Origin of the sequence: Gracilibacillus alcaliphilus, from assembly GCF_016909015.1 — a bacterium.
Classification (GTDB): Bacteria; Bacillota; Bacilli; order Bacillales; family Amphibacillaceae; genus Gracilibacillus; species Gracilibacillus alcaliphilus.
Map to the genome: position 1 here is coordinate 47117 of NZ_JAFBFA010000015.1, position 13185 is coordinate 60301.

9 protein-coding genes and 1 pseudogene are annotated in these 13185 nt (G+C 41.0%); 1 reads left to right on the forward strand and 9 read right to left on the reverse strand.

Going from position 1 to position 13185, the window contains the following annotated elements; genetic code table 11:
- The 3 genes from JOD18_RS12385 to JOD18_RS12395 all read right to left on the reverse strand — a co-directional run bounded on the left by JOD18_RS12385 (nucleotide 1) and on the right by JOD18_RS12395 (nucleotide 3649).
- Nucleotides 1–921, reverse strand: coding sequence for a carbohydrate ABC transporter permease (locus tag JOD18_RS12385; RefSeq protein ID WP_204669348.1), 921 nt, complete (start codon nucleotides 919–921; stop codon nucleotides 1–3).
- Between the two features lie 110 nt (nucleotides 922–1031).
- Nucleotides 1032–2288, reverse strand: a complete 1257-nt coding sequence (locus JOD18_RS12390; protein WP_204669349.1) for an ABC transporter substrate-binding protein — start codon at nucleotides 2286–2288, stop codon at nucleotides 1032–1034.
- A 146-nt stretch (nucleotides 2289–2434) separates the two neighbouring features.
- On the reverse strand, nucleotides 2435–3649 hold the full coding sequence (locus tag JOD18_RS12395; RefSeq protein WP_239588099.1) for an ROK family transcriptional regulator: 1215 nt from the start codon (nucleotides 3647–3649) through the stop codon (nucleotides 2435–2437).
- A 291-nt stretch (nucleotides 3650–3940) separates the two neighbouring features.
- Here JOD18_RS12395 and JOD18_RS12400 point away from each other — a divergent pair, with 291 nt between their 5' ends.
- The gene (locus JOD18_RS12400; protein WP_204669350.1) at nucleotides 3941–4912 is read left to right on the forward strand and encodes a tetratricopeptide repeat protein; all 972 of its coding nucleotides are present in this window, start codon (nucleotides 3941–3943) and stop codon (nucleotides 4910–4912) included.
- A 57-nt stretch (nucleotides 4913–4969) separates the two neighbouring features.
- Here the strand turns inward: JOD18_RS12400 and JOD18_RS12405 are convergent.
- From JOD18_RS12405 to JOD18_RS12430, 6 genes and pseudogenes are all read right to left on the reverse strand, one after another.
- A pseudogene (locus JOD18_RS12405) lies at nucleotides 4970–5344 on the reverse strand (MFS transporter); the annotation flags it as partial.
- A 697-nt stretch (nucleotides 5345–6041) separates the two neighbouring features.
- Nucleotides 6042–7220 carry a trans-sulfuration enzyme family protein gene (locus JOD18_RS12410; RefSeq protein ID WP_204669352.1) on the reverse strand — a complete coding sequence of 393 codons (1179 nt, stop codon included), beginning with the start codon at nucleotides 7218–7220 and terminating at the stop codon, nucleotides 6042–6044.
- A complete protein-coding gene (locus JOD18_RS12415; RefSeq protein WP_204669353.1) occupies nucleotides 7217–8731 on the reverse strand; it encodes a Na+/H+ antiporter NhaC family protein in 1515 nt (504 codons plus the stop codon). Before JOD18_RS12415 ends, JOD18_RS12410 begins: the two co-directional genes overlap by 4 nt.
- Nucleotides 8732–9131: 400 nt before the next feature.
- Nucleotides 9132–10919, reverse strand: a complete 1788-nt coding sequence (locus tag JOD18_RS12420; protein WP_204669354.1) for an L-fucose isomerase — start codon at nucleotides 10917–10919, stop codon at nucleotides 9132–9134.
- Between the two features lie 80 nt (nucleotides 10920–10999).
- Nucleotides 11000–12472 (reverse strand): rhamnulokinase, encoded by a 1473-nt coding sequence (locus JOD18_RS12425; protein ID WP_204669355.1) that lies wholly within the window; start codon nucleotides 12470–12472, stop codon nucleotides 11000–11002.
- Between the two features lie 12 nt (nucleotides 12473–12484).
- Nucleotides 12485–13135: a class II aldolase/adducin family protein gene (locus JOD18_RS12430; RefSeq protein ID WP_204669356.1), complete on the reverse strand. Its 651-nt coding sequence runs from the start codon at nucleotides 13133–13135 to the stop codon at nucleotides 12485–12487.
- Nucleotides 13136–13185: the final 50 nt, after the last annotated feature.

Genomic DNA, 13185 nt, shown 5'->3' on the forward strand with positions numbered 1-13185 from the left:
TTATCCATCATAATGCACCCATTTCTTTTGGAATGCAAATTGAGCAATGGTAACGGTTAGTATCGCCAGAAATAATAAGAATGCCTGGGCAGAAGCATAACCCATTTGCGAATACTCGAATCCAGATTCATAGACTCCGTATACAAGCGTACGCAATGGCTCTAGTAAAACATGGCTATCTCCAATCATGATAAAAATCAAGTCGAATACTTGCAAGGAGCTGATCATTCCCGTAATAAACACAAAGAATAAGGTGGGTGTTAATAAGGGAATCGTGATCTTGATTAATTGCTTGAATTTCGAGGCTCCATCAATTTGTGCTGCTTCATAGTAGGTTTGTGAGATTCCTTGCAAACCCGCCAAGATCAAGATAATGTTATTCCCAACGGTCATCCACACATAGACCGCAATAACCGACAATAGCGCAATATTAGGGTTAAACAACCAGGCAGGCTGAGGTAAATGGAGTAAACCTAATAAATAATTAAGCAGCCCGTAATCCGTATTATAAAGCCATTTCCATACCATTCCAACGGCAACTGGCATGGTCACCATCGGCAGGAAATAGATCGTTCGATACACTACCATCCCTTTAATTTTCTGATTCAGCAGCACCGCAATTCCAGTGGCTAATATCACGGCCATCGGTACGGAAACAACCGTAAACACAAACGTATTAATCAGCGTCCTTATGAAAGAACCTGATTGGAATAGACGAACAATATTGTCTAATCCGATAAACTGTGGCGGGGTAATTCCGTTCCAATTGGTAAACGACAACCCAAATGAAGCTAAGGCAGGCATCATGTAGAAAACGAAAAGCCCTAAAAGCGTCGGGGCAATAAATAGATAGGCCCACAGTGCTTCCTTCCGCTTTCGTTTGCTCCATTTCGGCTTTGTAAGCGCACTTGCATTACTCATCCGTTAGAAACTCCCTTCCATAGTTGTTCAAAAAGCCCGATCAATTTTTTTGCACACTAATCTTATAGTCCGGGCTCTCAAAACATCCTCTTATAGAAAAAATGGTCGATTTAGTCTATTTGCTCTGTGTCTAAGATCAAGTTCATTTCCTTAGCCACATTATCTAAGGCTTCGTCTATCGATTTATAGCCTAAGAAGGCTCCTTGAATTTCAGCTTGCTCAATATCCTGCCACTGTATCGTATTTTGCGACAATGGGTAAGGGTAAGCCACTTCTTGTGCATCAATAAACACTTGCAAATCTAATCCTGGTATCGATTCAACCCATAAATCACTCATATCCTCTTGTGCCGGGATACTGAATCCTGTTTCTGCGATAAATTGATTACCTTTTTCTCCACTTAAATGCTTAATCAGTTCCCAGGCCAGCTCTTCTTTTTCGGTATCTCCGTTCATCGCCCAGCCAATCCCGTGTGTGATCGTTGCTTCTTCCTTGCCAGCTGGTAATGGAGCTACTCCCAAATCATCTCCCAGTTCACTGTAAAACATTTCTGCATTTACTGATATTTCAGGGTGTATAGCTATCAGCCCTGACATAAACAAGTCACGTGGATTAGACTCGATTTGTGTTTGCACCGTTGGGGCTATCCCCTCATCGATTAAATCTTTCACAAAGTGGAGCGCCTCTCTTGTCTCGGGAGAATCAAAGCCAGACTTTGTTTTCTCCTCATTGATCATATATCCTCCAGCCTGTGGAATAAGATTATAATAACCAGCCTGATTGCTTACCACACTTGCTGAATACCCGTATATTCCTGCCTCTTTATTCGTGAGTAGTTCTCCTTTTTCCTTGATATCGTCCCATGTCCATGTCTCATCCGGATAGTCCAAGCCTGCCTCATCAAAAAGGCGTTTATTATAAAATAAACCAACAATATCGGAGAAATAAGGGGCTGCATACAAGTGTCCTTCATGCGAATATAAGTCAATCACCGAGTCAAAGTAGACATCCTTCGAAAACTCACTATCTTTTTCAATAAACGGCTCCAAGTCCTTGATTAACCCGAACGTCGCATACTCGTAGAAGTTAGGACCGTTCATCCAGAACACGTCCGGACCGCTGCCGCCTCCCAAACTCGTTCTTAATTTGGTAAAATAATTGGCATAGGGTGTATAGGTTACTTTTACCTCGACATCGGGATGCTCCTTATTAAACTCTTCGATAGAGGCATCCACAGCCCCGCTTATTTTCTCATCCCATAAGGCTACTTCAAGGGTATTGTCATCACTTCCTGTATTCGTCCCACAGCCTGCCAGTATAACAGCTGATATCACGATTAAAAGCACGATGTGTAGGGTTTTTCCCATTCTATCTCCTCCCAAGAACTTCGTCTTGTTTTCATACCACAGCAAAAATTGCAAATGATTATCAACAGCCAGCTAAGGAAAGATAACAGATTTTTTCTTACGAGTACTCCCCATGAACCTTATCGTCTTGCCTGGGCAGTGTATATTCACGATAACCTAAACTTAAACTTATTATGAAAGAGGATAGCGGCCGCGCCAAGCATACGTTTCTCGCTGCCTACAGGTGATAATTGAATATTGACCTTACTCCGCAAATTAGAAATTACTTTTTTCGCTACTTCCTCCTGTAATTGTTCTATTAATTGATGATTATCTTGAACGATACTGCCACTCAAAATGATGGCCTCCGGGTCAAACAGATGAATATAATCCTTAATCGCTGTTGACAAATAACGCACCATTTCCTTCATAATATTCTCACATAACTGGTCACCCTCCTTAAGCGCTTTCAAAAATATGGCAGGAGTTATTTGGTTAATGTCACCATTTGTCATCATTGGAATAAGGGTTGGCGTGGAATTGGATATAACAGCGGATACAATCTTCCCATAAATAACAGGCCAGCTCACATAACTTTCTAAACAGCCTTGACCGCCGCATTCGCAAACTGCCCCATCTGGTGCAACTGACGTATGACCGATCTCTCCAGCACTTCCATTACTTCCCCTAAATATTTGACCATTGATCATGATGCCAGAACCAATACCTTCCCCAATGGTAATATAGATTAAATTCTTATATTTGGCAGATGAGCCAAAGTAATAATGAGACAGTACATAAGAATTCGCATCATTATCAATATATGTGGGGATACCCAATTTCTTTTCAATTAATTTTACTAACGGTACATTAAATAAGTTGAGCTTGGAATTGTAGGAAACCACCCCATGCTGCGCATCGACAATGCCTGGCAGGACTACAGAAATACCTTGACAGTGCAGCAAATTAGGATGCTTCTGTACAAATCGCTCCAATTTCTCCAGCAATAACTCCACAATATCATTACCCCGTGCATTATGGGTATCATGATCCTCACGCTGTTTTACATTCCCGTTCAAATCGAGTTCGGCAATGGCAATTTTCGTGTTAGTAACGGCAACGCCAATGATCGAATGAGCAGTTGGGTTAAATCGCAGCAGGACTGGTTTTCTGCCTCCGCTGGAAATCCCTATACCATCCTCTGTTACGAGATCCTTTGCCATCAGCAGATTAACTGCAGAAGTAACAGTAGTTGGACTGATACCGAGTTCCTTAGCAATCTGGCTCCGCGAGATAGGACCATGATCTCTAATCATTTCTAGAATGACAGATTCATTTAATTGTTGGATTAGTTTTAAGTCTCCTGTACGCTGCTTTTTCAAAAAGGGACCTCCTCTACTCAATTACAAAACTATCTTGTTATCTATAAGTTTATCATAATAAATTCTGCCCATTTTAACATGGCATATTTCTTTTCTGAGACAGTTTACGACAATCTCTTCCTTATCACAAGCACCCTTCCAATCAATTATTAAATTTTCATTACAATTAAGAATGAATGATCATACTATTTTACTATTTTGATAAATAGTCTTCATTTTATGTTACATTTATATTACAATTGATACAGTTCTCTATCAAAGAACAATATACAAGGAGTCCAAGGGGGAAACATGAAAACAAAAATATTAATCTTATGTGCAGCGTTACTTGCTCTGATGACAGGCTGCAGTCTGTTATCCTCGACCGATACTTCCTTTCCAAGAGATGAGTATGATAACTGGTATGCACAAGAACAATTTGATACAGCCTTAGCAGATATAAATCAGAGGCTGGAAGACTATCCAGAAGACGCCTACTTATTAAACGAAAAAGGATACATCCTCAATGAATTGGAACGATACGAAGAAGCTCAAAAAACATTAGAAGAAGCTGTCGAGATCGATGACCAATCAGATAGTGCCTATACAAATTTAGCTTTATCCCTAAATGAATTAGGAGAATATGAGCAAGCCATTGTTGCCGCTCAAAAAGCGATTGACATTAGCGAAAATGAACCAGAACAATTTATTAATATGGGTAATGCCCACTCGATGCTGGAAAGGGACGAAAAGGCCTTGGAATATTATGATAAGGCATTAGAAATCGACCCGACTACACCCTATGGCTTATATGGCAAAGGAGTTACACTTTATTTCTTAGAAGAATTTGAAGATAGTATTCCTTACTTAGAACAATACTTAGACATATTTCCAAACGATGTGGATGCCATTCGATATATTGTTTATGCAAATGATATATTAGAAAACTTTGAATCAACCATTCCTTATATTGATCAATTGATTGAACTGGAACCGGAGCGGCAAATAGATAACCTGGATTATAAAGGACTTATGTTAATCTATGCTGGTCAATTAGACGAAGCAGAAGCTTTCTATACCGAAATGACAGAAGCATTCCCTGATGAAGGTGTCGGTTACTACGGTCAGAGCACCGCACTGATTCAACAGGGCGAGATCGAAGAAGGATTAGCTAAACTGGAAGAAGCTATTGAACTAAATATAGATTTACGAGATATAGCTTACAGTGATCCATTATTTGAACCAGTTTACGAGAATGACACCTTTATAGAATTAACGGAATAACCCAGCAGTACAGTCGAAACAGGCTGTACTGTTTTTTTTCGTCTATCTCCGTGACCGTCAAGCCAGCTCCTCTTCTTCCACCTCATTCGTCCGTTCCCGCCATTTATCTAAATAAAGAATCAGAAAGACGGAACAGAAAGGAAAAATACTTAGTAATAAAAAGGATTGCTGAAAAGAAAACTGTAACAGGAATACCCCTACTAGGGCGGTACTGCCGATCGAAGCCAAATTCAGTGAACTAAAATACAAGGAAGATGAAAATCCCTCCCTCCCTTTAAAGCTATCCTGCACATACAGCAGTAAGGTAATAAACATAACACCAACATAGAAGGCACTTATCACCTGCAAGGCAATAATCACATGAATATTGCTAATCAGTCCCATTCCAATAAAGAATAACATCTGAGTAAGAGCGCCGGAGACCAACAGCCGTTTGCGGGGATATCAGCTTCTATCTCCCCTACTTCTATTTGTTGGAGTTCATAAAAGGTCTAAAGAGAGAGGTTTAAAAACGATTGCTCCTTAGATTAATGAAGGAAACTGTATCTTTCTATATAGCGGCTGTATGTTATCGTTGTTACAGGAAAAAGTTTCTTTGTGTTGTATGATGCGGTCTGTCCTTCGAGTCATGCCTTAGGCAATCCTGTGAAACTGACAGAAGGGTTGTCTGAATGGTAGTTATGTATGCATCAATCATGACAGATGTTTTGATTATGTGTAAAAGCAAGGATTTCATTGGCAGGGGGTTATTTCTCTCTTATGACTTGTGCTAGATACTTATCAGATCCTCCTTTCTTGTATCTTGAAATAAGCGATGGCAGATAACAGCACTTTATTCAATAAGATTATAAAGTAGTTGCAAATATACATCATTTTGTAAGCGTTGTCAATAGTTCCTAGTATTCCTTTTATTCTGTAAAAACCCTTCTATTACAGCTAAAAGGGATAAGAATGACCTATAATAGGTTAGTTGACTTGCCATATTATTGCCGGAATTTACGTTTAACTTTTTCCTATTTCTTTATAAAGTTTTGCTTATTTAGTTGATTAAATCCGATACTATAAGGATTGTCCCTTAAGGATATTTCAAAAAAAGGGATGACCTAGTATAGACATCCCTTTTTATATTCTATAAATCCCCTAACGCTTGATCTAAATCAGCAATCAAATCCTCGGCATCTTCTAAGCCAATCGATAGTCTGACAGTTCCTAATGAAATGCCCATTTCCTTAAACTGCTGTGGTGTCAATTCTTTTAAATAGCTAATCGCTGGTACATAAACTAGACTCTCATGTCCTCCCCAGCTAACCCCTATTTTAAAATAAGACAGAGAATTAACGAACTTCTTGATCTCCAACACATCTTCTGTCCTTAACTCAAAAGCAAATAAACCTGAGTATCCGCTCATTTGTTTTTGCCCAAGCTGATACTGATCAAAGCTAGGCAATCCTGGATAATGTACCTTACTCACCTTTGGATGGCTCTCTAAGTATTGGGCAACTTGCAGAGCATTCTCCTGATGTTCCTTCATACGAATCTTCAACGTGCGCAGACTTCTAAGAATCAGCCATGATTCAAACGGTGACATCTTCGCCCCTAGTAAGGCCGCTTCATGTAAAAACAGCTGATCAATATCCTCTGTCTTGCCAATCACTACACCAGCCACTACATCACTGTGACCGCCTATATATTTGGAACAGGAGTGAACTTCTAAGTCCACCCCTAAATCCAGCGGTTTTTGGAAAATAGGGCTTGCCCAAGTATTGTCAATCACTGTGTGAATGCCTCGTTGTTTGGCTAATTGAACCACTGCCTCCACATCTTGCAAAGAAAATAACGCACTGGATGGTGATTCCAAATAGATTAATGTTGTATTCGGCTGAATGGCCTGTTCAAATTCTTCGATCCGTTTGCCAGATACATAGGTGGAATCAATATTACATTTCTCCTTCAGGTAGTGTTTGATAAAATTGTTGGTCGGTCCATATACATTGCTTACGGTCACAATATGATCATTCGCCTTGACAAAGTGTAAAATAGCGGCAGAAATGGCACCCATACCACTGGCAAACAGCTTCGCCTTTTCCCCATGTGCCAGTTTAGCCAGCTTTTCTTCCACTAAAGAAACACTAGGATTCTTCCCTCTTGTGTAAAGGAAATTATTGACCGGATCGTCAAAAGCCTGATCGATAGCATCCCAATCCTCGTAAACAAATAAAGAATTTTGATAAATAGGCGGTACGACCGCTCCATGATTTTGTTTACTGTCTTCTTCTGAAAAATGAACTAGCATTGTTTTGTCTTTCATTCTTTCCCTTCTTCCTCTTTGTTGTTCTCTTTATAGAAACAGCCAATTCCGGTAACTGCTAGAATAATCGCAATCACAAATCCGTATAAAGAAACAAATTGATAATTCCAATACTCTAATGGTGATACCCCTAACGCTCCAAACATGAATACCCCCGTTGCAGTCCATGGCAATAAACTCTCCAGCATGGTTCCATAGTCTTCAATACTTCTGGATAATACCTTCTTAGGTATCTTGAACTTCTTATAAATCGGTCCAAATGCCTCTGCAACAATAAAAGATGTCGCCATCTGATTAGATGTCAAACCATTGGTAAGCGCCGTTGCAAATAAAGAGCTGACAATCGCCTGTGGACGGTTCTTGATCCAACGGAAGCCTTTATTAATCACATTTGGAATTGCGTTAATACAGTCAAGTGTACCAACAAAAATAAACACCATAATCGCAATGATCACTGCACTGTCCATACTGTACAAGCCACCGCGGTTTAATAGTTCCGTAACGTTCCCATCAATATCAAGATCAGGGAAGATAACAGCTGTATCAAAACCTGAATTCAACGCTAAAAAAACGTGTTCTGCACTGAAGCCTTGAACAAATAAGCCTATCACACCCGCAACAATCGAAGAAGCGATTAAAGTTGGTGCTGTAGGTTTCTTGGTAAAGGAACCATATAAAACAACCAGTACAGGCACTATAATCAATACAATCTGCCACCATTGATCAAAATGGAACAATGCTGCTAATCCTTCTTTCAAAGTCGCTACCTCGCTTAATTGAGCAGCCGAAGTATCGACAGAAGAAGTGAATCCAATAATCATATATGTAATGGCAGCCAAAATATAAGCAGGTGCAGTCGTATTCACCATGGAGCGAATATGTTCCATTAAAGGTACACCTGCTGCCAATGCAGCAATGTTCGTCGTATCAGAAAGCGGTGACATCTTATCACCAAAATAAGCACCGCCAATGACAGCTGCAGCTACAATCGCTAAATTGGCATCGATCGCTGTGGCGATCCCCATAATAACTACACCAATTGTTCCTGCACTTCCCCAGGAAGTTCCGGTAAACACACTAAAAATAGAAGGCACCAGAAAAGCAACAACATACATATAGTTCGGGTTAATCAAATCCACCCCATAATAAATAAGCATTGGAATCGTACCCGCAAACATCCAGGATCCTACGAGAATACCAATTGAAAACAAAATTATCGCCGCTGGAACAAGCTGGGATACTTTTTTCACAATATGTTTTTGAATGTCGTCCCATTTATATCCCATATGAGCTAAATTAAGCACACTTATTACCGTCGCAAACAAAAAAACCAATTCCAATGGCATCATTGGACCCGGTTCCCGCACTGTTTCTGTTACACCATCTGCATTAGTAACTTCTACCGTTGTAGACAATAGTTGCGGCATAAGAATTACACCGAATAAAATAAGCAAGAATAAACCTGCTAAAGGAATCATACTTCTTAGCAGTGAAACTTCCTTGTTTTCCATAAAACATCATTCTCCTTCTAGTACAGGACGTTACCTAACCCGCTTGCATAGCTAACACCCTTCTTTGATGATAACGTCTTTTCAAAACTTGCAAAAAGATATAACACTTGCTCATAAGCCCTGTCGCTTACTTATGATTGTTCATTTGCTGCTTTTCAGTATATAACCCCTTACAAATAACGCTTTCATCGAATAGTTTGTTTATGCAACAACTAAACTAAGCGCATTTTTAAATATAACATATGGCATCAATGAACACAATGATTCATTGATGCCATTTATTTTACTCCATGCAAATGGTCTTAAGATCGTACCAATAAAAGATAACGAGCTGTCTCTCTAATAAGTCCCGCTGCCCATCTATGTGAAGGTGCACCCTCATTGATGGCCGTTTTCACTGTTATTTATATAGCGGCCCATAGGTCTGGCATGCCCGATAATCTGCACCTTCTGGATCCTTGGTGCCAAACATATTCCATGCACTTGGCCGGAAGATACCTTCTTCCTTTACATTATGCATATTGACTGGTATACGCAGCATCGATGCTAACGTGATTAAATCTTGGCCAATGTGACCATAACTGATCGAGCAATGATTAGCTCCCCAATTGTTCATCACGGTGTAGACATCACGGAAAGCACCCTCACCAGTTAAATTCGGTACAAACCATGTAGTCGGCCATGTTGGATCTGTTCGATCATTTAATGTCGCATGTACGTCATCTGGCAGATCCACCGTATAGCCTTCTGCGATCTGCATAACTGGACCTAAGCCTTTAATCAAATTGACTCGGGCAATGGTCACAGGCATGCCGCCTTTGGTTCGGAAGTTGCTGGAGAAGCCGCCGCCACGAAAATACTCGGTGTTGGCAGGGCGCCATTGTGTCGCCTTCAAACACTTATCTGCCTCTGCTTCGGTAATATCCCAAAATGGTTTCATTGCTGGTTTGCCATCTATCTCCTGCTCCCCTGTACCATCCAGTGCCGCTGATCCAGAGTTGATAAGGTGAATCACTCCTTGTGCTGCCTGCCCTTCTAATGTATGATTGGTCACCCGTTTCACCGCATCAGGGCTCCAATACGTACGCACATCAGCAAAGACTTGTGCCGTGTTGGTTAATAAGTGACCAAACAACATCGTTACGGCATTTAAGGTATCATTTTCAGTAGCTACCATATAAGGAGCACGGATACCATTCCAATCGAATGATGAGTTTAAGATAGCCTCCATGAAATCACCGTTCGGGAAATGGTCGGTCCATTGACGCTGCCCCTGGAATCCAGCAGCAATAGCATGGTGTCCCATCGCCTCTTCTTCATAGCCCATTTCAGCAAGTTTTGGATTTCCTTCCATCAAATCTCTAGCAATCAATGTCATCTTAATGTTCATTTTCAGGTCTTCTTCTTTTTGTTCATCTGTTCGTTTATTCTTATTCTTATTGATGTCTGAGCCGAAAATGCCATTTGCTTTGATCCAGGCATAGGCTTGCTCAAATTCTTCTTTATCATAGATTTCCTCTTCGACACGCCGGATGATTTCGGATGAATCCACATATTCATTTCGCATACCTAAATATTCTTGGAAGAAGTCTTCATTGACCATACTTCCGGCAATCCCCATTGATACCGAACCAATCGCTAAATAAGACTTATCCTTCAACATAGCTACAGCAATACCAGCACGGGCAAAACGCAGGATCTTCTCTGCTACATCTTCTGGAATACTTTGATCTTCGATATCTTGCACTTCGTGTCCATAGATACCAAATGCCGGGATTCCTTTCTGATTATGGGCAGCTAATACAGCAGCCAAGTAAACGGCACCTGGGCGTTCTGTCCCATTAAATCCCCAGATGGCATTCGGACGATTTGGATTCATATCCATCGTTTCGGAACCATAACACCAACAAGGAGTCACCGTAATGGTAACACCGACATTCTCTTTATCAAACTTAGCTTTTGCCATGGAAGCCTCTGCTACACCGCCAATGCAAGTATCAGCAATCACGGTTTGAATTGGCTCCCCATTATGATAGCGGAGATTCTCTGATAACAGCTTGGACACAGCCTCTGCCATCCCCATTGTCTTTTCTTCCAGTGATTCACGCACCCCTCTTCTCCGGCCATCAATCGTTGGCCGAATTCCTATCTTTGGCATTTCTCCAATCCATCTGCTTTGACTTGACATATTACTTCCTCCTCTTGTTTACAATATAAATATGTTTTTTATTCATCATTCCCCATGTCTTCATCATGTGATCTGTGAAGTTAGGAGATTAACATCTTGGTAAAACGTTGATATGCTTGCTGCCATTCTTCTGCTTGCTTTGGTTGATATATGTTCACCTTAAAGGATTTCTTGACGATCTGTCTGGCCTCTTGAATCGACGCAATCTCCCCTAGAGCCAGCCATTGCCCAATCGCATTTCCAATCGAACTGGCCTCCACTGGACCGGCTGTCACTTCCCGCAACGTTGCACTCGCTGTTAACTGACATAATGTCTCATTACGAATAGCACCTCCTCCCATGTGAATACGCTTTAATTCCTTGCCGGTTAGTTGTTCTAATCTTTCGATCACCCAGCGGTATTTTAGGACAAGACTTTCTAGAATACAGCGAATAAGTTCCCCTTGTGTTTCAGGAACTGGCTGAGAGGTCGCAGTACAATAATGCTGGATCGCTTCTACCATGTTCACTGGATTAAAAAATTGTGTATCATCAGGGTTGATGAAGGAACGGAAGGCAGGAGCCTCTGCAAATAACGTATTTTCCTTTGCGTAATCAGTCTTAATCCCTTGACGCTCCCACACCTTTCGGCATTGCTGTAACAGCCACATTCCCATATTATTTTTCTGCAAGCGCGACCGCCCATCTATGGTTCCCTCGTTTGTAAATCCCCAGTGCATTGCATTGATATCGGTAACATTTTGTTCTATCGGTACACCTATTAACACCCATGTGCCACAGCTCATAAAAATGGATTGGTCATCCTCCAACGGTAAGGCTGCTAAGGCACTTGCTGTATCATGACCTGCTACATTCACTACCTTAACTGGATCCATATGTAATTCTCGATTAATCGCAGGTAGTGTCTCACCGGATATGGTAGCAGAGTTCACTAATGGAGCGAATATATGAGACGGTAAACCTAATTGTGTCAGGATATCTTTTGCCCATTGCTTTCCTTCCGAGGTAAGTAATTGAGTTGTAGAGCTGATCGTAAACTCGTTATACTTCTCTCCGCTAAACAAATAAGACAATAAGTTCGGTGTAAGCAGCAATGTATCCGCCTGTTCCAGCAGCTCTGGGCAGTGCTGTTTAATAGCATATAATTGAAAAACCGTATTGATTGGCGCCGTTTCTACTCCGGTAAGCTCGAATAATTTCTCTGAGCTGATATGCTGTAAGGCTGCTTCCATCGCCTCTTGATTACGAGGATTCCGGTAACTATACGGATTGGCTAATAATTCACCAGTTTTGGCTAACAGACCAAAATCGACTCCCCACGTGTCAATTCCCATACTCTCAATTTCGGAATGCCCCTTTTGTAAACTAATCTGCATGCCTTTTTTCATTTCAGCAAAAATATGGAGGATATCCCAATAATCATTCCCTGTCACATGAACAGGATGGTTGTCAAACCGGTATATTTCTTCTGTATACATTTTTTCTCCATCAAAGCTGTTCAATATCAGCCTGCCATTAGAAGCTCCAATATCAAAAGCCCACACCTTCTTCATGCAATCCCTCCGTTATTTGGTGTCTTTTAACAATTTTGCCCGGTATTTTTCACTGGACAGATTCCGCAAATCGGCACATTCTTCATCCGATAACAGTCTTGGCGTGCCGACAGTACTGGATATAGTAAACACCTTGGCTGCCTCTTCTACTAACTGCATAAAAAAATATGCCTCTTTCATCGATGTTCCTACTGTTAATACACCATGATTACGCATTACTACAACATCAGTTTCCTCTATGACATCTGCAACAGCATCGGCCAACACGTGTGTGGTCGGAATCATATACTCTAAATACTTCACATTCTTAATCATAGCTGGAAAATCCGGAAACATACTCGGAATCTCCTGTCCAGCTGATGAAACGCCTACCGAGTAACTTGGATGGGCATGAAGGACAGAGTCGATATCTGGCCTTCTCCGGAAACATTCCAAATGCATCAATATCTCTGATGACGGCTTTAACTCACTCTCGACAGCCCCTGATCCAATATGGACCTTCACCCACTGAGGACCTTCAATTTCCTGCAGATCAAACCCGCTTGGGGAAATATACATATAGTCTCCATCTCGCATACTCAGATTGCCTCCAGCTCCAACTACTAAACCTGAGGTTACCAATTTCTTTGCATATAACTCTAACTGTTGCGTAACATTACTCATCTTATTACCTCCTCTGTCAGCATATTACTGTTTTTTGGGAATAAAGCGGT

Excerpts from the sequence above, each read along its gene's own strand:
- JOD18_RS12415 (WP_204669353.1), bottom strand. The coding sequence starts at position 8,731 with ATGGAAAACAAGGAAGTTTCACTGCTAAGAAGTATGATTCCTTTAGCA.
- JOD18_RS12420 (WP_204669354.1), bottom strand. The coding sequence starts at position 10,919 with ATGTCAAGTCAAAGCAGATGGATTGGAGAAATGCCAAAGATAGGAATT.
- JOD18_RS12410 (WP_204669352.1), bottom strand. The coding sequence starts at position 7,220 with ATGAAAGACAAAACAATGCTAGTTCATTTTTCAGAAGAAGACAGTAAA.
- JOD18_RS12390 (WP_204669349.1), bottom strand. The coding sequence starts at position 2,288 with ATGGGAAAAACCCTACACATCGTGCTTTTAATCGTGATATCAGCTGTT.
- JOD18_RS12430 (WP_204669356.1), bottom strand. The coding sequence starts at position 13,135 with ATGAGTAATGTTACGCAACAGTTAGAGTTATATGCAAAGAAATTGGTA.
- JOD18_RS12385 (WP_204669348.1), bottom strand. The coding sequence starts at position 921 with ATGAGTAATGCAAGTGCGCTTACAAAGCCGAAATGGAGCAAACGAAAG.
- JOD18_RS12400 (WP_204669350.1), top strand. The coding sequence starts at position 3,941 with ATGAAAACAAAAATATTAATCTTATGTGCAGCGTTACTTGCTCTGATG.
- JOD18_RS12425 (WP_204669355.1), bottom strand. The coding sequence starts at position 12,472 with ATGAAGAAGGTGTGGGCTTTTGATATTGGAGCTTCTAATGGCAGGCTG.